Raw genomic sequence first — 19361 nt, 5'->3', positions numbered from 1 at the left:
GCCATGCGTGCTTGCAAAACAGACAGGAGCTTCGAAGCCATGATCTACATCGCCGCAGCCGTCATCAACTCACGATGAATCCCCACAAGCCCTAGCTGGGCTGGGGACTTGGCTGTCTTTCGGGTCAGCGGCGACGAACGACCGCTGTTGTCAGATACGGTCATTCGCGAAGTCGATTGGATGGCCTGATCGCTTGCCACAGCGATGGAGCGAGAGTGAAGTCGGCGCGCCAGCAATGGAAGGAAAACGGTGTTAGCGACGTTGAAATCGGTTGCGGCGGATCGATGCACTGTCATGGTCTTAATATATTGACCGCCGGGTTAAATCCCATGACCAAAGATAGATGCGTGACGACGCATCGGACCCAAATCGACCGCCGGGGAGTTGTTCGTCGTGCGCCTTTTAAGATGGTGGAGATGTGCGTGACGTTCGATGAGCAGCTACCTGCGATGGCTTCCACCGGAATAGCCGGGCTCGATGAAATCTTGAACGGCGGCCTTACGCCAGAACGCATGTATCTGGTCGAAGGGACGCCGGGGACCGGCAAGACCACGCTCGGCCTTGGCTTCCTGCTTGCGGGCGCAGCCGTTGGCGACATCGGCCTCTATATCACGTTGGCCGAAACCGAGGTCGAACTGCGCGCCGTCGCCAAATCACATGGGTGGTCGCTCGACAAGCTTGAACTTTTCGAGATGGTCCCGGCAGACGGGTTCACCGAAGATCACGAACAGACGCTGCTGCATCCCAGCGAGGTCGAACTCGGTGAGACCGTTCGTAACATAATGGCAAAGGTCGATGAGTTGAGGCCCGCACGTGTCGTGCTCGACAGCCTCTCAGAGCTCCGGTTGCTATCGCAAAGCCCGATCCGCTACCGCCGCCAAATCCTCGCCCTCAAGCATTTCTTTTCTACCCGGGCTTGCACCGTACTGGTGCTGGACGACAAGGGCGCGAGCGGGAGTGACCTCCAGCTTCACAGCATAGCGCACGGGGTCGTCTCACTCGATCAGGCACTGGCGGGGTTTGGAGGGCAACGTCGGCGAATGCACGTCGTCAAGATGCGCGGCGTGCAATTCCGGGGCGGCTACCATGACTTCGAGATCATGCGGGGTGGGCTTTGCGTGTATCCGCGTCTGGTCGCAGGGGACCATGACGCAATCGACGGCGGCGCGGTCATGACCACCGGCTCGAACGAACTTGACACCTTGCTTGGCGGTGGATTGGTTCCGGGGACTGCAACGTTGCTGACCGGACCGGCTGGGGTCGGCAAGACGACCGCCTCGGTTCAGTGCATGGTGGCCGCTCTGACGCGGGGAGAGCGCGCTGCCTACTTCCTGTTCGATGAACGCGTACCGACTCTACTCACGCGCAGTGCAGCGCTCGGCATGGACCTTACACCGTATATGGAGAACGGGCAGTTGCAGTTGCGGGCGATTGATCCCGCTGAAATATCGCCAGGTGAATTCGCCGGTTCGGTCCGGTCGGCTGTTGAGGATGATGACGCCCGCGTCATCGTGATCGACAGCCTCAACGCTTACCTCCAGTCGATGCCGAACGAGCAGTTTCTCGTGCTCCAGTTGCACGAGATGTTGAGCTATTTGGGGCTGAAGGGTGTCGTTAGCCTGCTCATTCTAGGCCTGCACGGCGTCACCGGTGACATTCGCTCGGATGTCGATCTAAGCTATCTGTCTGATACCGTCGTCCAGCTGCGTTACTTCGAGGCTCATGGCGAAGTCCGCCAAGCAATATCCGTCATCAAAACGCGCACCGCGCGGCACGAACGGACGATCCGCGAGTTTCAGATCGGCAGCAGTGGTTTGCAGGTCGGCGAACCGCTTAGGCAATTCCAGGGCGTGCTGACGGGCGTCCCGACGTTTTCGGGTGAGGCGAAGACACTGATGGCCAGCCAGTCGAATCCGGACGCTGCTCGCGGTTAGAATGAACGACCTTGTCCTGATCCTTGCGCCACGCGGCCGCGATGCTGTGATTGCCGCCGACCTGCTCGGCCGCCACGCCATCGCAGCACGAATCTGTAAGGATGCGCGCAACCTAGCTGAGCAATTGGACGAAGGCGTCGGTGCGGTCTTGCTTACTGAAGAAGCCCTTATCGGGGCAAACGCCGCTGAGATTGCGGGTTGGGTCGCCGGGCAGGAAAGCTGGTCGGACATTCCATTCGTCGTACTTGCCAACGGTTCGCGCGCGCCGCGCACGGTCACCGCGACCGAGCGGCTTGCCGAGCTGGGCAATGTCGTTCTGCTCGAACGTCCGCTCCACGCCGAAGCTATGCTCGGCGCAGTCCGTGCTTCGTTGAAAGCGCGCGCGCGGCAGTTCGAGGTACGCGATGCCGCGCGTCTGAGCGCGGCGCAGAACCGTATCCTCGCGCTCGCCGTCGAGGCCGCGCCGCTCACTGCCACGCTAGAGGCAATCGTCCGAGAGGTCGAAACCCTCTCGACTTCTGGCGTGATCGGATCGATCCTGCTGCTGACTGAAGACGGTAGTAGCTTGCGCCATGGTGCGGGGCCAAGTCTGCCGGCCGCCTATAATGACGCAATCGACGGCATCGAAGTCGGACCTTCGGTAGGCTCCTGCGGTACTGCGGTGTACCGTAACGAGCCGGTGTTCGTTGCCGATATCGCGTCCGATCCGCTTTGGGCCGGCTTTCGTGACCTAGCGCTGGCGAATGACCTACGTGCCTGCTGGTCCCTCCCGATCACTTCGGTGGAAGGTGAGATTCTGGGCACGTTCGCCATGTATCACAGCGAGCCGCGCGAGCCGGTCGCGACAGACCTCACCATCGTCGACTTTGTGGTGCGTACCGCCGGCATCGTCATCGCTCGGGCGCGGGCCGAGGATCAGCTTCGCGCTAGCGAGGCCCGCTATCGCCAGATTGTCGAAGGGGCCGAGGAATTCGCTATCGTGTCGCTCGACCTGGCCGGCACGATCACCGGATGGAGTAGCGGCGCCACACGGCTGCTGGGTTATTTGGCAAACGAGGTCGTCGGCCAAACTGGTAGCCTCTTCTTCACGCCGGAGGACCGGGCCGCGGATGTGCCGGCGCAGGAGATGGCGCAGGCGACCGCCGAGGGGCGCGCCATAAACGAGCGATGGTATGTGAAGAAAGATGGTCGTCTATTCTGGGCGTCAGGTCTCACCATGCCGCTCGCCGCACGTGACGGCGGCTACGTCACCATCTTTCGTGATCGCACAGCCGAGCATGAAGCCGAAGCTGCGCTGCGCGAAAGTGAGGCACGCCTGCGCTTTTTTGGGGCGTTGGAAGAGCGACTGTTCGGCGCGGCTACCGCCGACGATGCGATGCACTCGGCGGCCGAAATGCTGGGACGGCAGATCAATGCCTCCCGCTGTGCCTACGCCGATGTTGACGCCGATAACGATCGCTTCTGGATCCGCAACGACCATACAGCGCCAGGCATCGCGACCTCGGCCGGGACCTATAGCCTCGATCTGTTCGGTCCGCGCGCCGCCGCCGAACTACGGCAGGGACAAACCCTGATCGTACGGAATGTGTCGGGTGAGCTCCAGCCGGATCAAGGCCGCGACATGTTCCACTCGATCGGCATCGAGGCAATTGTCTGCTGCCCGCTGGTCAAGCAGGGGCAGCTCGCCGCGATGATGGCGGTGCATCAGGATGTCCCGCGCGACTGGAGTCCAAGCGAGGTCGCCCTCATCCGCGAGGTCGTCGAGCGCTGTTGGGCGCATGTCGAACGGGTCGGCGCCGAGGCCCGGCTGCGCGAGAGCGAAGAGCGCCTCCGCCTAGCCGTCGAGAATGCCGAAATCGGCTTTTGGGATGTCGATGTCGTCAACGACCGGCTGATCTGGCCGGCGCAGACCAAGGCCATGTTCGGAATCTCGGCCGACGTGCCGGTTTCCATGGCAGACTTCTATGCGGGCCTGCATCCCGATGACCGTGAAGCGACGACCGCGGCATATTTTGCCGCCGCAGACCCCGCGCAGCGCGCGCTCTACGACGTTGACTATCGCACCATCGGCAAAGAGGATGGCGTGCTGCGCTGGGTGGCAGCGAAAGGGCGCGGTGTGTTCGACGCCGCCGGGCTTTGTTTGCGTGTTGCCGGCACCGCGCTTGATGTTACCGCCCGGAAGCAGGCCGAGGAGGCCTTGCGGGACCTTAATGCAACGCTCGAAACGCGTGTTACCCAAGCCGTCGCAGAACGCGAAGCAGCCCATGAAGCCCTTCGACAAAGCCAGAAAATGGAGGCGATGGGCCAGCTTACCGGCGGCGTTGCGCACGACTTCAACAATCTACTAACTCCGATCGTTGGCTCTTTGGACATGCTCCAGCGTCGGGGGGTCGGAACGGAGCGTGAGCAACGCTTGATCGCGGGCGCGGCGCAGTCCGCCGAACGCGCTCGAGTCCTGGTCCAGCGTCTACTCGCCTTCGCGCGGCGCCAGCCATTGCAGTCTGTCGCCGTCGATATTGCCCAGCTGGTCGCCGGGATGGGGGATCTCGTCGAAAGCACCACCGGGCCTCAGATAAAAGTCGTAGTAGATGCGGCCAGCGACCTGCCGTCGGCCAAGGCTGATCCCAACCAGCTCGAAATGGCGCTACTGAACCTCTCGGTGAACGCGCGCGATGCCATGCCCGATGGTGGGACGCTGCGCATTTCGGCGACCGCAGAGACAGTAGGCGTGTCTCATCGCTCCGGCCTTTCTCCGGGCGAATATGTTCGAATCTCTGTCGCTGACACAGGGTCAGGCATGGATGAGTTGACACTTGCCCGAGCGATCGAGCCGTTCTTCTCGACCAAGGGGATCGGCAAGGGCACTGGCCTTGGCTTGTCGATGGTGCATGGCTTGGCCTTGCAGCTAGGAGGCGGTCTTACCATAAAAAGCCGACTCGGAATGGGTACCAATATGGAACTCTGGCTGCCCGTTAGCGCAACATGTGTCGAGGAAGCGCCGGATCGTCAGCGTCCAGCATCCATCGCCACGCATCAAGGCGTGGCCCTGCTTGTCGATGATGAGGAACTTGTTCGCATGAGCACGGCCGATATGCTCACAGAGCTTGGATACGCTATAGTCGAGGCAAATTCAGCGGAGGAGGCGCTACGGCTGTTGGATAGCGATACGCCCATTGATGTCGTCGTGACCGACCATCTCATGCCCGGCATGACGGGTACCGACCTTGCCCGTCATATAAAGTTGGCGCGGCCGCAGCTGCCGATTCTGCTCGTGTCAGGATATGCCGAGCTCGAAGGCATCGATGCCCAACTCCCGCGGCTGACCAAACCGTTTCGAAAGGATGAGCTTGCAGCGACGCTCACTTCTCTACTCCGTTAGATGTCCCGTCAAACGGCAACAAACAGCGTCGCCGACCAGCTGGTTTGCACGAGATAGATGACAGGCTTCAGCACGAACGGTCGCTCGCGCAATATCGCTGAACATCGTGACTCGGTCGAAGGCAGCGGTTTCTATGATCGTCGAACAAGCTCGGAGATGACGGCAAAGGCGCATCCCGCGAATAATGGCGATGGGATGTTCCGAAGCCCGCCTCAATCGTATCGGGTCAGATCGACTTCCTTGCTTGGTCCGCTGAAGAGTCTGGCTCTCAGATTGCGGACGATGTCCGTGCTGGCTACCCCGAGTACGCCGTGGAGCAGGTTAATGCCGAGCCGGCTCTTGGGATGCATGAGGCGCGGGGCGATCTTGGGCACGCCCTGGCCGTTCTCGACCATTGGTCGCATCTGTTTCTCATAGGCCTGAAACGCGGCTTCGACACCCGCATTACGGATCAGTTCCTGCGCCAGCACATAGGCGCCAGTGACGGCAAGCGTGGTGCCGATCCCTGCGAGCGGCGTAGCGCACCAAGCGGCGTCGCCGGTCAGGACGACGTGACCCGACGACCAGCGCGGCAATCGCACCTGCCGGAGCACGTCGAAATAGAAGTCGTCGGTGCTATCCATCGCCGCGAGAATGCGCGGCGTCTCCCAGCCAGCATCCGCGAAGCGCTCATTCAGGAAGGCCTTCTGACGCTCGACATCCCAATCCTGCTCGCCTTCGGCTTCCTTCGAAAGCGACAGCATCGCGCGGGCGGTGCCGCGCTGGTCGGGGCGGAGCGAGACGCTGCGCTTGCCCGGCGCGTTGAACCAGCGCCACATCCGGTCGTCGTCATTTGAACGCGGAATGGTGAAATAAGCGATAGTCATGTCCATCCACCGCGGATCGTTTGCGCCGTTAAAGACCAGTTCGCGTGTCGAAGAGCCAACCCCCTCCGCGACGATCACAGCGTCGAAGGTCTCGTTCGTGCCGCTGGAGAAAGTGACGCTGGAACCATTCGTCGTCTCCTCGACCGCTTCAATCCGATCGTTGAACCGATAGGCTGCGCGATCCGCCCTATTGGGAAGATCATCGTGACGGCGCATCATGATTTGACCGTTCGCACTGATATGATTGGCCCGAAATTCCGGAGTGGCCGGTTCGGATATCCGCATCAAGAATTGATCGTTGAACTGTGGATCGGCGTCGAAGCGGACCCCCGACTTAAATCCGCGCCACTATTTAAAAAGATTCGGGAAGAAAGGAATTGGTGGCGTCCCAATCGGCGCTTATCGGGATCCCGCCGCTGAATATTTCTCGTTGTAATACAGCGGTTTCGGTAAATTCGACGGGATCCTGCTTCGGAGTTGAACCACAATCAAAGTGCTGGATCTGTCAAATTCCGGCACGGTAGCTGTCGCCTACTCTAAATGAGCCTCAAATGGCCATTTGGAACCGCTTTAGGAGACGGCATCAGGGACATTCACGATTGTCGGCTTACGGGAACGGACTCGGCTAAAACCGACATTCGCAGGCCCTTTTAGCCCATATTATTCTTTGGAATTCAGGTCGATTCCGATGTGGGGCTCAGCGACAAGCGCGTGCCCTCGACATGACGAAAGGCACGGTCGCGGCAAGTCAGCAAAATCACCTGCATGCGCTCTGAGGCGTCGAGGAGAATCTCCGTCATCAGGTCGAGCGCATCAAGCCGGCGGCCCGAAGCGCATCATGGATGACTTTCTCAACGCCTGCTTTGGCAGGGGCGCCGGCATGCGAGGGCGTTGCAGACATTGGCTCCAGCCGGCTGATCCGGCGCGCGGGCAGGGTCGAGGGCTCAGCCTGAGTGTGAGTGAACGGATGCGTCGAGGCATCCTTCTTCACTTCGCCCAATAGGCCCCAGGACGCCGCTATCCGGCGGGTCGAGGAAATGCCGGCCTCCAGCATATGAGGCATCGCCACGCCGCAGGCTTGCGCGCCGGTCGTCGCGAGCGGTGTACCGTGGCCCATATTGGCGATGCGATAATCTTCGATAAGAGGACGCCCTGATGCGGCTGACCACATTCGGTACCGGTGGCCGGCAATGTCCTGCGTCCGGTCCGGGGCATTCCCCAGCTCATGGACGCAAAGCCATTGCGCGAGGATCGCGTCAGCGTTCGTAACGCTCACTGTTGGATCGGCACTGCCATGCCAGATCGAAATGCTCGGCCACGCGCCATTGTGGTTCGACGCCTCGCGTACGCGATCGCCAAGGGCCTTAGCGCTAATCGTCCCCGGATCACGCATGGCTTGCAAAGCCTGCTGAACATTGGAGGCTGATCCATGGGGCAACCCGGCGATGATCGCGCCGCCCGCAAAAACCTCCGGATAGCAGGCGAGCATGATCGAGGTCATGGCCCCGCCGGCAGAAAGTCCGGTCACGAATATGCGCGAGGGATCGACGTCATGAGTTTCGACCATCGCGGAAATCATCTGGCGGATCGATAGCGCCTCGCCTCGCTCACGCTGATTGTCGGCCGACGAGAACCAGTTGAAGCAGAGATTAGGATTATTTGCGCGCTGCTGCTCAGGGAATAGGAGCAAGAAGCCATGCTCGTCCGCAAGGGTAGACCAGCCTGAGCCACGATCGTAGCCGCCGGCGGTCTGGGTGCAGCCGTGAAGGACAACAACGAGCGCCGGCCTCTTGCTGACTTCGGCAGCGATATGGATTTTCGCCTTAAGGGCGCCGGGGTTGGAGCCGAAATTCTCTAGATCTTTGAGCCGGCTGTGACCACCTGCATTCTCTGGATTTACGGACATTCCTCGCATGGCTGCGAGCCGGGCTATGGTAGCGGATAATCTGGTCACACGGAGGTCTCCCGTTCAGCAGAGCAGCGAATTTAAAGTGTAGAAAAGGCGCATTTATGCTGCACTGCACAATATGGCGGCAGGGAGCGTGCGCACAAGGCCAAGGCGATAATGATTCTGCAAGCTGATGCCTGAGCGCGGCGGAACGTGTCCACTCTGTTGCCGGCTGTTGGGCGCCAGATCGGACGAATGAACATGGCGACGGTATCGGCGAAGCAGTCAGATGACAGTCTCGTGCTCTATCGTTCCGAGCGGGATGTCGCACGGAGGAAGCCGTCCGACGCGACCCTGCCGACAGGCGGTAACAGCTTTTTCGTGCACAAACATGCAGCCTCCAGGCTCCACTATGATTGCAGGCTGGAACTGGATGACGTCCTTTCGAGCTGGGCGGTTACACCCCTGCTTTCGCTAATGCGGTCAGCCTGACGATACCCTGGTTTGTGCGATTTCCAGAGCATTTGGCTGGCGAAGCGAAGTGATAGCATCACCAGTCCGGGCAATCAGCCCCGCTTTCTCGAATGCGGCAAGCCAGCCCTCCATAGGCCATATATTCCAACGATCCCGAAAGAGCCGGGCATTGCGTATGATGTCACTGAAATGCTGAAGCGGCGGGTCGAAAACGTCATGATATTGGTGAAAGGCGCCCACGCTGCCCATGAAAAGTAGCGGAAGTCCGGCCTCTCGCGCGCGAAAGCCAAAATCGGTGTCCTCAGCGCCATAGCCGGTGAATGCCTCGTCAAAACCGCCCAGCTCAACAAACGCCTTACGGCGGATGCCGAAGGCCAGCGACCAAAATAGCCCTGCATTATCTTCCTGCCGCACGCCTTTGGCAGGAAATAGGCGGACCGGATGCGACGCTGCTCGTAGCATGAGGTCGGCCTCCTCCCACTCGCCACGGGCGTCGGTTGGCGCGAGATAGAGGATTTCGGCGCAGACCAGCGCATCACAATCGGCCAGGCATTCTAGTATAGCGCCTGTCAGCCCCCGCATCGGGATGCAATCAACGTCCAGGAATAATAGTCTGTCGCCGCTGGCGGACTGCGCTGCTGCGTTGCGCGCAGCAGCGAGTGGCAAGCCGGGGCGATCAAGCCGCACGATATGAACGGGAAACGGCGTGTCGTTCGCTGCGACCGGCGGATCGCTAGCCATGTCGACGATGATAAGTTCGTCTGGCTGCACGGCGCTTCGCCGCAGACCTTCGATCAATTGCGCCAGATGGCCTGACCGGTTTTTGACGATAGTAAGGACACTCAGCGTCATGGCTGCGCGCGCCACAGGTCGAGGCGATAGCGCGGCGCGCGTTCTTCGATGACGACGTTGACCGAAGACGCCAGCGCGGTTTGCAGCTTCGATACCGCATCATCGCCGCTCTGCGGATAGTCGGTTTCCCCTGTCCAATGGACCAGGAGTATCTCGCCGCGGGGTGCGAGATGAGCGGCGATCCAGGCGGCGGCGTGCGCAATGTCCGCATCGTCCCAATAATAGGCGACTTCGGACAGGATGATGAGATCGAAGGCGCTACCTATCGGCGTTTGAGAGGGGAAAACCATCCGGCCGAAGGATATATGATCGAGCGAAGCGCAGCGTATGCGCGCTGCCTCCAGAGCGGTTTCACTCACGTCGATCGCCAGCAGCGCGCGACAGTGGCGCGCAAGCGCCTGCGTCAGGACGCCCTTGGCGCATCCGATCTCGAAACCCAGTTCGTAGGTACGGCCGCCCAGCGCGCCGACGCTATGGGCATATTTGTCCCTTTCATAGGCGCTGCTTTCCAGATCCCAGGGATCATTGGACGCCCGGAACATATTCTCGAAATATTGAGGATCGATGCTTGTTGTATGGCGGGTCAAAACGCTCTCCGCAGATAAAGGATGTCGCTGGCGGGCATGGCGCGACGGTCTGCGGGCAGCCGGAAACCAGGCCCATGGGAAGCCGTAAGCTGGCTGCGGTGCGCGGCCAGAGCGTAGCGACGTTGCCCGCGCAGCATCGGCGTAGTGCGAAGCGCTCTATGGGTTTGGGCGCAAGGCGCCTGCGCCCAGACGACATATTCTGCCACGATCAGCCTGCCTCTGGCCCGTTTACCCACCGCATAGGCCAGCAGCGCTGCGGCTTCATGATCGCAATGGGGTTCGTGGGTTGCGGTGACGGCGAGCGCATCTACCCGCCAGCGACGACACAGAGCATTCAGCCGCCGGGCCGCCCGCTCGAATAGCGGATCATGGGATTGGGCGGGGGCGGCGTCTTTCCAGTCAAGATGCAGTAGTGAATGGCCGCGGCTCGCTGTCAGGCGGTATAAGGCGGCAGCGGCTTCGCGCTTGCGACTGCGCACCAGTTTGCCCGACCCGCCTGACGCCGTTGCGTGCGATCCCGATCCGTCGGTCAGATAGATAAGGCCTGCCAGTCGCCCTTCCTTTGCCGTCTGCACAATGAGCGCGCCCGCGCCAAGCGTCTCGTCATCGGGATGTGGCGCGAGGACCAGCCAGCGCAGGGCGCGCCACGGCTTCGTGGAAAGGACAAGGTCTACCATAAGGCATCTTCCGCGCCCCAGGCATCATGGTCGAGCCAGGAGAGCGCCGCCTGATCGCGGGCATAGTCGGGTCCGCCCTGCCGCAAATAGAGGCTGAGGTCGCGGATGATCTTGTCGATCCGCTGTCCGTCCATCGCGCTGCGCGTGCCGGCGATGCGGGCGGTCAGTTCCATGACGTCCAGTCCAGCCCGTTCGACGATGCCGCGCGTCATCCGGGCGAAGGCGGGGCCATCGCCATCGTTGCATGCGGCTCTGACCGAGCATTCGCGGACCCATAGATAGGCGGTGCGGGTCGCCGCGACGGCATCAGCGAATTTGGCGCGTTGCAGCGGATCGGCCCGCGCCGCGTCGGACATGGCGAGGCGCGTCTCGGTCAACAGCGCCTCGATGCCGCCCAGTTGTACGGCGGTGAAGCGCCAGGCGCCCGTAGTGAAACGGGGTTCGCGATCATAGTCGCCAGGCAGGCCCAGCAGGTGCGATGGATCGAGAATCATGCCGGTCAGGTCGTAAAAGCCGCTGCCGGTCGCTCGCATACCCCTGACCCGCCATTGCGACAGGTCCGCCCGGTTCGGATCATCGGCCCGAACCACGACTAGCCGCCGCTCACCCTGTTCAGGCTGCGCGGTGATGACCGCATAAGCCAGGCCACCGGCGCCGGTAGCAAAAGACTTGGCGCCGGCGAGCGCCGATCCTTCATTGCCATCGTGCAACTGCACGCCCGGCTGCGGTTCGGTGGCCCAGACGCCGTAAAAGGCGCCCTGTGCCAGACTATGCCCCAGATCGGCCTTCTGCGCGGCCGAACCATACCAGCCGAACAGGGCGAGCGCATTGACATGCCCCTCATAGAGCCGCCCGACGCTGAGGTCCGCGCGACCGATGATCCGCAGGACGTTCAACAGGCACTGGTGGCGGGATACGCCATCGTCAAACGCATCGCCGCCGCTTTCGGGCGGGGCGAAGGTGCGATGAAGGTCGGCTGCCGCCAGCGCCTTCATGCTCTCCACCGGAAATACCGGAACGGCATCATAGCGGGTGCCAAGGGCGACCAGGGTCGGCGTGATCGCTCCGGCGCGCGCGGCCGGGGTATCGGGGCTGGAACGGGGATGCCTGGACAGGGTCATGCTATCGTCTTCCGTGCATCGACCGCAGCGGCGGCCATGGTTGCCAGCCAGTTCGCTGCTGCCTTAACACCATGCGGATCGTGCAAGCGCTTGCGGGCGTGGGGAGGCAACGCCCTTGCGCGGCTGATCAGCGATGGCCATTGGTCAGGGGGGGGCCATGTTTCAAGCATGATAGCTGCACCCAGCGCGTCGAGGGCAAGGGCCGTTGCCTGCTGCTCGTCATAGGGGCGTTCCTCCGGCATACAGAGGAAGGGACGGTCGGCGGCAAGGACCGCACCCACCAAACCGTCCCCGGCCGCGCCGATGATCACTCCAGCGTCGGCGATCTCGCGCGCCGGATCCTCAACCCATCCCACCATGTCGAGATTGATGGGCCGATCCCTCGGCGCGGTCACTGGTCCGATTACGCGCCAGTGCATGTCCGGGCAGGCGCGCGCGGCGCGGGCGATCGCTTCGCCGTCACCGGGCGGACCGCCACGACCGATCACCATGAGGATGCGGTTGTCGTGCGGGGCATTGTGATGGGCGGCGGCGGTGATGCCGGGCAGATAGCATGTCTTGTCCCTGATCCACGCGGGCGTTGTGGGCATTTCCAGATCGCGGTGGAACGGGGCGAGCAGGGCGGTGGCGCTGCGAAAGACGTCGAGATGCGCTGTATCGCTGCGTTCGCCGTTCAGTCGTACATAGATGGTGGGCACGGAGGCGAGACGGCTGAGCATAGTCACTTCGGCAGAGACATCGACGACCATCATCGCGGGGCGTTCAGCCTCGATCCAATGGGTTATACGGGCCACCCGCGATCGCACGCCTTCATGATCGAGGGGGGCATAGTGCAGGGCGGCCGGGCGCATGGTCCCGCCGTCCACCCCATCAAAGCGTCCGGACATGGGCCGGTCGTCAGAGAGGTCAATCCCTGCCTTGCCCAACCCAGTTCCGAGCAGGACGATCGGCCAGTCGCTCGCGGCAGCGATCGCCTCGGCCCGCGCGCGATGACCCGCGCCATGATGATGGACATAATAGCCGATCGGACGCCGCGTCATGACAGGGGTTCCAACATCATGTCGTTGGGCATGGGTGGCAACATCGGTTCTAACTGGACGATTAGCGCGCTGCCATTGGCTTGCGCGCGCAACTGTCTGCGCCAGCTGGCCCGGTCGCGCCAATGGGCGAGCGCCGGCGCCATAGGTTGCGTGTCATTGTGCGCGCTGGCGAACAATTCCTGCATTGCAACCGCCATCCCGCCATCCGCACGCCCTTCCAGGCGTGGCGAGACATAGGTGTAGACATTGACCGGATGGACAAGGCGCCCGCCGCGGGCAAGCACCGCCAACACCAGCGCGCGGTCTTCGCCACTTGCAATCGCCGGAACCCCGCCGCACGCCAGGTAAAGCTCAGCCCGGATCGCGAGCGACGCGCCGGTATGATCGCCGTGCCGGGGCGCAGGATCCCAGGCCAGCGGATCGATCGCATCCTCGATAGCGCGGACCTCCGCCCAATATTGGTCCCATGCGGCGCGCAGGCGTTGCACGGCGGGCGGCAAAGGCTCCTGGCTGTCGATCTCGATCCGGCCGCCGACCATATCAGCGCCACGCGAAAAGGCTTTTGCGATATTGCGCAGCCAGTCATTTGGAGGACGGCTGTCCGCATCCGTACTGACCAGCGCGCTGCCCTCAAGCCTTTGCAGAAGGCCAAGACCTGTATCCATCGCCAGCCGTCGGGCCGATCCGGCGTGCGCACGATCGGGCGTAAAAGTGCATTGCACAATGTGGATGTCGAGGCGTCCAGCATGACGATGGCGGGCCGCTTCGACAACGGCAAGGCTATCATCGCTACTGTTGTTGATCCCTATCGCAACCGGAATCGGGCCGGGCCAGTCCTGCGACGACAGCGCGTCCAGTAACGTCGGCAACCTCAGGGCTTCGTTCCGCGCAGGGACGCAGACGCACAGGGCCATGGCATCCGTTTCAGCCATGCGAAGCTGATCGCGCTACCAAGGGCGTATGGGTCGGAAGCGTTGAAGGCACAAGGTGGATCGACGCGGTGCGGTCTGCACGGGCAGGGGGCGTCGCCTGATCAATCTGGCGCTGATACAGCGCCTCATAATGATCGACCATATGGTCGGCGTCGCACATGTCTTCCGCTCTGGTCCGGCAGGCCCGCCGATCGAGCGTCAGCGCCGACAGCACGGCATGCGCTAGGGACGCGACATCGTCCGGTGTCGCCAGCACGCCGCAGGTGGCATCCAATATTTCCGGAATGGCCCCGCGCGCGAACGCCGCGACCGGCACGCCGCTGGCGAGCGCTTCAGCGACGACCAGACCATAAGGTTCATCCCACATCGGCGTACACAGGAAAGCCTGCGCGCCGCCGACCAACCGGGCCAGTTCTTGGTGTGCGAGATGCCCGACATGGATGGCATCCTCGCCCAGCGCTGGCGCGATATTTGTCCGATAATAATCCTCGTCAAGGATTGGCCCTGCGATCTTGAGCGGCAGGCCGACCTGACGGGCTGCCTCGATCGCCAGATGCAATCCTTTTTCCGGGACGATGCGGCCATACCATACCAGATAGGGATCGGCGTCAGGCTGAGGATGGAAGGCAAATTTTTGCAGGTCGATGCCGTTCCATATCACCGTATCGCTCTGGGTGACATGCTTCCAAAGACCCGCGACCGAGCGGGACACGGCGACGAAATTATGGTTGCGTCCGGTGCACAGGCGGATGCCACTTTCCAGCCAGCAGAAGGGCGGGGTGTGCAGGGTCGTTACCATCGGCATCGGCAGACTGTCGGCCATTGCCACTGGCAGATAATGAAGCGAATTATTGTGGATGATGTCGAAGTTGCGATGGCGCAGATCGTTCATCAGGCTGAGATACGCATGATGCTCCCGAAAGAAGGGCACGTCGGTCGCCTCTGTCGTGCCAACCGCCTGAATGGCCGTTTCGGCGCAGATTGCCTCCAGGCCTATCTCCGGCTCTGATTTGGATGAAGCGAACAGCGTTACGGCATGGCCCCTGTCGCGCAGCGACCGCGCCAGCAGATGCGTGTGCATCTCCAGCCCCCCGGCAAAAGGCTCGGCAATCGGGTGTTTGAGATGGGCGATGATGCCGATCCGCATGCGTTATGATCCTGTCATGTCCATGACGGGGAATGGCAAGACGCTATCCCCCGTCGATTGTTGTGAAAGGCCAGCGATCAGGCGTCCGGCTGGGCGTCGAAATCTACGGCCAGTTCGCGCGGCCAGTAGCGGAGCGCCCGGCACGCCGTCAGGAAGGTCGTCGCATCCTTGGCAGCGGCCAATGGCAAGCAGGCGTCGTCCAGATCATCCGCGATCCCCGCCTTTTCGAAAAGAGCCTGCGCCTCGGCGGTCAAGCCGATATATTTGCAGTGGGCAAAAGCATCGGTGACGAAATCCTTCGCCGCCGCATCGATTGCCAACAGCGCCGCGCCTTCTTCTGAGGCCAACACCGCGACCGCGTCGAAGAGGACCGACGGGCCACCGTCGATCTTCTGTTTGGCGGCGACCTTTGTGCCGTCCGATAGCGTCACCCCGCCAATCTTGGGGGCGACGACCTCGTAAATCGCGCCTTCCTTGTCTACGGCCTTGACCAGTGCGTTGAAGATCGCCGCGTCGGCACCGTCTGTCAGCAGGATGCCCAGCTTTCGGCCCTTGAAACTGTCCGGTCCGTTCTTGAGGATGCTCAGCGCATCGGACGGCGGTAGGTCCATCATCGTCGGCCGTGCCGCCTGCGCCGGGTCGGGGAGGGTCAGGCCTAAACCGTCTGCGACGGTTTCTGCCAGCGTCGCGTCGATGTTCAGCAGGTGCGACACGGTCCGCGATCGGATGTCGGGTCGTTCGACCTTGCTTAGTTCAAAGACGAGGGCGTCGCCGATATGCTTCTGTTCGATCGGGGTCTGGCTGGTAAAAAATTGCCGCGCCTGGCTGTAATGATCAGCGAAGGTCTCCGAGCGCGCTCGCTGCTTGGGGCCGCCCGCCTCCTCCGCGAAGCTGGTGAATCCACGCCTCGGATCCTCGCGTGGACCGCCCTGCGTTGATCCCCAGCTATTGGGCTCATAATTGACGCGACCTGTGGGGTTGCGCATCGCCATATGCCCGTCCTGCTGGAAATGGGCCATGGGGCATTTGGGCGCATTGATAGGCAGGTGCGTGAAATTGGTGCTGCCAAGGCGCTTGATCTGGGTATCGAGGTAAGAGAAGTTGCGACCCTGGAGTAGCGGATCATTGCTGAAATCGATGCCCGGTGGGACATTCTGGGTCATGAAGGCGACCTGTTCGGTCTCAGCGAAGAAATTGTCGACCACCCGGTCGAGCACCAGCCGCCCGACGATCCGAATCGGCACCAGTTCTTCGGGAATCAGTTTGGTCGCGTCCAGCACATCGAAGTCGAAACTGTCGGCGAACGCATCATCGAACAATTGAACGCCCAACTCCCATTCGGGGAAGTCTCCAGCGTTGATCGCATCCCATAGGTCACGGCGATGGAAATCTGGGTCGGCGCCGTTGATCTTGACGGCCTCGTTCCAGACGACCGACTGTAGACCCTGCTTTGGTTTCCAGTGGAATTTTACGAAGGTCGACTGACCCTCCGCATTGACGAGGCGGAAGGTGTGGACGCCGAAGCCCTCCATCGTGCGTAGCGAACGCGGGATGGCGCGGTCCGACATCGTCCACATGATCATATGGAAGCTTTCGGGCGTCAGGCTGATGAAGTCCCAGAAATTGTCATGCGCGGTCTGTGCCTGCGGAAAGTCGCGGTCCGGCTCGGGCTTGGCCGCGTGGATCAGGTCGGGAAATTTGATAGCGTCCTGGATGAAGAAAACCGGTATGTTGTTGCCGACAATGTCCCAATTGCCTTCACTGGTGTAAAGCTTCACTGCAAAACCGCGAACATCGCGCGCCAGGTCGGCCGACCCCTTGGACCCTGCCACCGTCGAGAAGCGCACGAAGGCGGGCACGCGTTCGCCAACGCGCTGGAGCACGTCCGCGCGGGTAACGTCGCCCAGGGATTCTGTCAGCTCGAAAAAGCCGTGTGCGCCGTAACCGCGGGCATGAACGACCCGCTCGGGAATGCGCTCATGGTCGAAGTGAAACATCTTCTCGCGAAAATGTGAGTCCTCCATCAGCGTCGGCCCGCGCGCGCCTTGCTTCAGACTATTCTGATCGTCTGCGACAGGGATGCCATGCTGCGTCGTCAAGGTCGCGACGTCTCCCCCGGCAAACTGCCGGGTTTCCCCGCCGCTGCCTTGCGGCTCGGCAAATGCAGGCGACAGCATCATGTCGGCCGGAAGCAGCAAGGCCTTTTGTGGCGATTCACCGCCGATTTCGGCCGGAGACAGATCCGCGGGCGTCACCTTGGCAGCGAATCCATTCTTGCGAGCGGCGGGCTTGGGCGCGGAAGGTGTTTTGGCCATATTGGTCCTCGACTGATGGGATCGTGATCGCGCCGGGGGATCGCGTCGAAACAAGTTCGAACACAGACCGGCGCTGTTGGCGGATGCTGTGTGGGGAACAGACGCAGCCAAGCGAAGTTTCTGCGCCAATCTGTAAATTAACCTGCGTCATCACGATTGTCGGCGTCGCAGAGGCAACGGCCACGCCGCTGGTCCGTTATAGTCTCGCACAGACCTTTCCGCTGATGCGCATCGGCCCATTTGCGAGGTTTGCTTCCCATGTTTACCGAACGGTTTCTCCGACACAGGCGCGGCGTGCATCTCGAGAGTGAGGAACGCGCTCGCCTTGAAGCGTCGATTAGCGAAATCAAGACTCTTCCGCCGCGCACGAACATCGTGATGGCGGGGGACGAGCTCAGCCAGAGCATCCTGCTACTGGAGGGGTTCATGTCCCGCTACATCGATGACCGCAACGGATTGCGCCAGTTGGTAGCGGTCCATGTTCCAGGAGACTTCGTCGATCTCCATGCCTTTCCGCTCAAAGTGCTGGATCATGACGTCGCAACGATGACCGCAGCCACCGTCGCGATCGTACCACATTCTGAACTTGAGGCGATCACGCATGATCTGCCGGCGCTGACGCGCAAGCTTTGGTTCTCGACATTAATCGATGCCGCCATCCATCGCGCCTGGCTGTTCCGTTTCGGCCGGCTCGATGCGGTCGGGCGGGTGGCACATTTCATCAGCGAGACCAATGTTCGGCTCATGTCAGCAGGTCTTAGCGACGGTCGTCGATTTGCGCTCGGCCTTATCCAGTCGGACCTGGCGGAAATTTGTGGACTGACGAATGTTCATATCAACCGGGTGCTGCGACAACTGCGTGAAGAGCGCCTTTGCGTGTTCCGATCATCTCTTGTTGAAATCCTCGAACCCGCAAAGCTTGCTGCTCGCGGGCAGTTCGATCCCGCCTATCTCTACATCGACCTGCAATCCGCTGAATCCCCATCCTCGCGCCCAAGGCTAAACTCATGACAGAATTCTCCAACACGCCGCAGCCTCAAACCAAACCGGGCATCGCAAGTGCGGAAGATGGGCTTGTTGTCCTGGATGGCCCTGATGGAGTTGCGGTCACCATGACTGCTGACGCCGCGCAGAAAACAGGTACAAGCCTCATCTCTGCGGCGGAACTGGCCGAGAAGCAGGTCGCAGACAATGGATTCAAGAACGATATTTGATGCTCCTTTGGACTTCCCGTCCAAGCTCTACCGGAAGGACCGCGCATCCTTGGCTCTCGGTCGAAACGGTTTTGCGCAACGAAGGTGTGCGCACCCATGTCCTCCTGCCGCCAAGGGCACATGGCATTGCCGCCGCGTTACGAACCTGGGAAAGCGCGGTCATCGAACTTCAACTCGCCAAGTCGCTGGGGCCGCTACTCACCACGACTGTAGATCGGCTCTGAAACGGAACCCTGTCCAAGCGGAGCGTAACTATCTGGAATAACTTGCGAAGAAGTACTTTGCCGGGGTTCGGTTCAGCGTCGATCGGGAACCTTGGATTCCATCATTCCTAGTTTACTTCCAGTGGCTTGAACAAAATCTGATGGGGTTCCGCATCGAGCCGTTCCACAGCTCTGGCAGAGTGGCGGTCAATCGCGAGCTAGGCCCCACTCCTTCTCGACCAAAATGCATCTGGTGGAGACGAGTTCGCATTAGACTGACAGCGCCGCCACAGAACAACCTAAACATCTGAAACAAAAGATAGTTTTGGGAATCTACCATATTGTTCGGCCCCTCGACCGATAAGAGATTTGTCGCGGGAAATCCGCGATTCGGCGCTCATCCCGCGGCAATGGCGGCAAGTCACCTCGCGTGCTGCATCGACAGGGAACATGGCGCTTTCAAGAACAACGCCAAGCTGCTGCCCATTCTGTTGACGGCCTCCCAAAAGCGGGACAGTTCTGTCCGGCCGCAACGGCCCATGCGGCACGGCCATATATAATGGGCGGCAGGATCGCGCCGTTGGCCATGAACGCCGGTCCTGCGACCGTCAGGCAAACGGGTTCAAGCCCTGATATACTAGGGCTTGTGGGGATTCATCGTGAGTTGATGACGGCTGCGGCGATGTAGATCATGGCTTCGAAGCTCCTGTCTGTTTTGCAAGCACGCATGGC

The 19361-nt window shown here is 61.3% G+C and carries 16 protein-coding genes; 6 read left to right on the top strand and 10 right to left on the bottom strand.

From position 1 onward, the window contains the following. Positions 1 to 215: 215 nt before the first annotated feature. Together BMX92_RS25625 and BMX92_RS25620 are read left to right on the top strand one after the other, a co-directional pair. Positions 216 to 1934, top strand: coding sequence for an ATPase domain-containing protein (locus tag BMX92_RS25625; protein ID WP_371262539.1), 1719 nt, complete (start codon positions 216 to 218; stop codon positions 1932 to 1934). Between the two features lies 1 nt (position 1935). After that, positions 1936 to 5313: a PAS domain S-box protein gene (locus BMX92_RS25620; protein WP_093022223.1), complete on the top strand. Its 3378-nt coding sequence runs from the start codon at positions 1936 to 1938 to the stop codon at positions 5311 to 5313. Positions 5314 to 5525: 212 nt separating this feature from the next. Here BMX92_RS25620 and BMX92_RS25615 read toward each other — a convergent pair whose 3' ends face one another. Both BMX92_RS25615 and BMX92_RS25610 read right to left on the bottom strand, forming a co-directional pair. Beyond that, positions 5526 to 6398: an FAD-dependent monooxygenase gene (locus tag BMX92_RS25615; RefSeq protein ID WP_256213631.1), complete on the bottom strand. Its 873-nt coding sequence runs from the start codon at positions 6396 to 6398 to the stop codon at positions 5526 to 5528. Positions 6399 to 6978: 580 nt separating this feature from the next. Continuing rightward, the gene (locus BMX92_RS25610; RefSeq protein ID WP_256213630.1) at positions 6979 to 8085 is read right to left on the bottom strand and encodes an extracellular catalytic domain type 1 short-chain-length polyhydroxyalkanoate depolymerase; all 1107 of its coding nucleotides are present in this window, start codon (positions 8083 to 8085) and stop codon (positions 6979 to 6981) included. A 237-nt stretch (positions 8086 to 8322) separates the two neighbouring features. Between BMX92_RS25610 and BMX92_RS28335 the strand changes: the two genes are divergently transcribed. Continuing rightward, on the top strand, positions 8323 to 8559 hold the full coding sequence (locus BMX92_RS28335; RefSeq protein ID WP_218145859.1) for a DNA polymerase ligase N-terminal domain-containing protein: 237 nt from the start codon (positions 8323 to 8325) through the stop codon (positions 8557 to 8559). Here BMX92_RS28335 and BMX92_RS25600 read toward each other — a convergent pair. The 8 genes from BMX92_RS25600 to BMX92_RS25565 all read right to left on the bottom strand — a co-directional run bounded on the left by BMX92_RS25600 (position 8551) and on the right by BMX92_RS25565 (position 17212). Then, a complete protein-coding gene (locus tag BMX92_RS25600) occupies positions 8551 to 9393 on the bottom strand; it encodes a glycosyltransferase family 2 protein (RefSeq protein ID WP_177185269.1) in 843 nt (280 codons plus the stop codon). The two genes, BMX92_RS28335 and BMX92_RS25600, sit on opposite strands and share 9 nt — an antisense overlap. Further along, positions 9390 to 9980 carry an SAM-dependent methyltransferase gene (locus tag BMX92_RS25595; protein ID WP_093022214.1) on the bottom strand — a complete coding sequence of 197 codons (591 nt, stop codon included), beginning with the start codon at positions 9978 to 9980 and terminating at the stop codon, positions 9390 to 9392. Before BMX92_RS25595 ends, BMX92_RS25600 begins: the two co-directional genes overlap by 4 nt. Then, on the bottom strand, positions 9977 to 10657 hold the full coding sequence (locus BMX92_RS25590; protein ID WP_093022211.1) for a PIG-L deacetylase family protein: 681 nt from the start codon (positions 10655 to 10657) through the stop codon (positions 9977 to 9979). The genes BMX92_RS25595 and BMX92_RS25590 overlap by 4 nt, the downstream gene beginning before the upstream one ends. After that, positions 10651 to 11778 carry an acyl-CoA dehydrogenase family protein gene (locus tag BMX92_RS25585; RefSeq protein ID WP_093022208.1) on the bottom strand — a complete coding sequence of 376 codons (1128 nt, stop codon included), beginning with the start codon at positions 11776 to 11778 and terminating at the stop codon, positions 10651 to 10653. The genes BMX92_RS25590 and BMX92_RS25585 overlap by 7 nt, the downstream gene beginning before the upstream one ends. Next, entirely contained in the window at positions 11775 to 12818 is a 1044-nt protein-coding gene (locus tag BMX92_RS25580) for a glycosyltransferase (protein ID WP_093022205.1), read from the bottom strand. Before BMX92_RS25580 ends, BMX92_RS25585 begins: the two co-directional genes overlap by 4 nt. Then, positions 12815 to 13750: a glycosyltransferase gene (locus BMX92_RS25575; RefSeq protein ID WP_093022202.1), complete on the bottom strand. Its 936-nt coding sequence runs from the start codon at positions 13748 to 13750 to the stop codon at positions 12815 to 12817. Before BMX92_RS25575 ends, BMX92_RS25580 begins: the two co-directional genes overlap by 4 nt. Then, complete coding sequence (locus tag BMX92_RS25570) at positions 13743 to 14897, bottom strand: glycosyltransferase family 4 protein (RefSeq protein ID WP_093022199.1); 1155 nt, start codon at positions 14895 to 14897, stop codon at positions 13743 to 13745. Before BMX92_RS25570 ends, BMX92_RS25575 begins: the two co-directional genes overlap by 8 nt. 77 nt (positions 14898 to 14974) lie before the next feature. Continuing rightward, positions 14975 to 17212 carry a catalase gene (locus BMX92_RS25565; RefSeq protein WP_177185268.1) on the bottom strand — a complete coding sequence of 746 codons (2238 nt, stop codon included), beginning with the start codon at positions 17210 to 17212 and terminating at the stop codon, positions 14975 to 14977. Positions 17213 to 17470: 258 nt separating this feature from the next. Between BMX92_RS25565 and BMX92_RS25560 the strand changes: the two genes are divergently transcribed. From BMX92_RS25560 to BMX92_RS27600, 3 genes are all read left to right on the top strand, one after another. Beyond that, positions 17471 to 18223: a Crp/Fnr family transcriptional regulator gene (locus BMX92_RS25560; RefSeq protein WP_177185267.1), complete on the top strand. Its 753-nt coding sequence runs from the start codon at positions 17471 to 17473 to the stop codon at positions 18221 to 18223. Further along, the gene (locus BMX92_RS25555) at positions 18220 to 18426 is read left to right on the top strand and encodes a hypothetical protein (protein ID WP_093022196.1); all 207 of its coding nucleotides are present in this window, start codon (positions 18220 to 18222) and stop codon (positions 18424 to 18426) included. Before BMX92_RS25560 ends, BMX92_RS25555 begins: the two co-directional genes overlap by 4 nt. A gap of 71 nt (positions 18427 to 18497) precedes the next feature. Next, positions 18498 to 18650, top strand: a complete 153-nt coding sequence (locus BMX92_RS27600) for a hypothetical protein (RefSeq protein WP_177185266.1) — start codon at positions 18498 to 18500, stop codon at positions 18648 to 18650. Positions 18651 to 19361: the final 711 nt, after the last annotated feature.

Origin of the sequence: Sphingobium sp. YR768, from assembly GCF_900111125.1 — a bacterium.
Lineage (GTDB): Bacteria > Pseudomonadota > Alphaproteobacteria > Sphingomonadales > Sphingomonadaceae > Sphingobium.
This window is presented reverse-complemented; position numbering and strand designations above follow the sequence as displayed.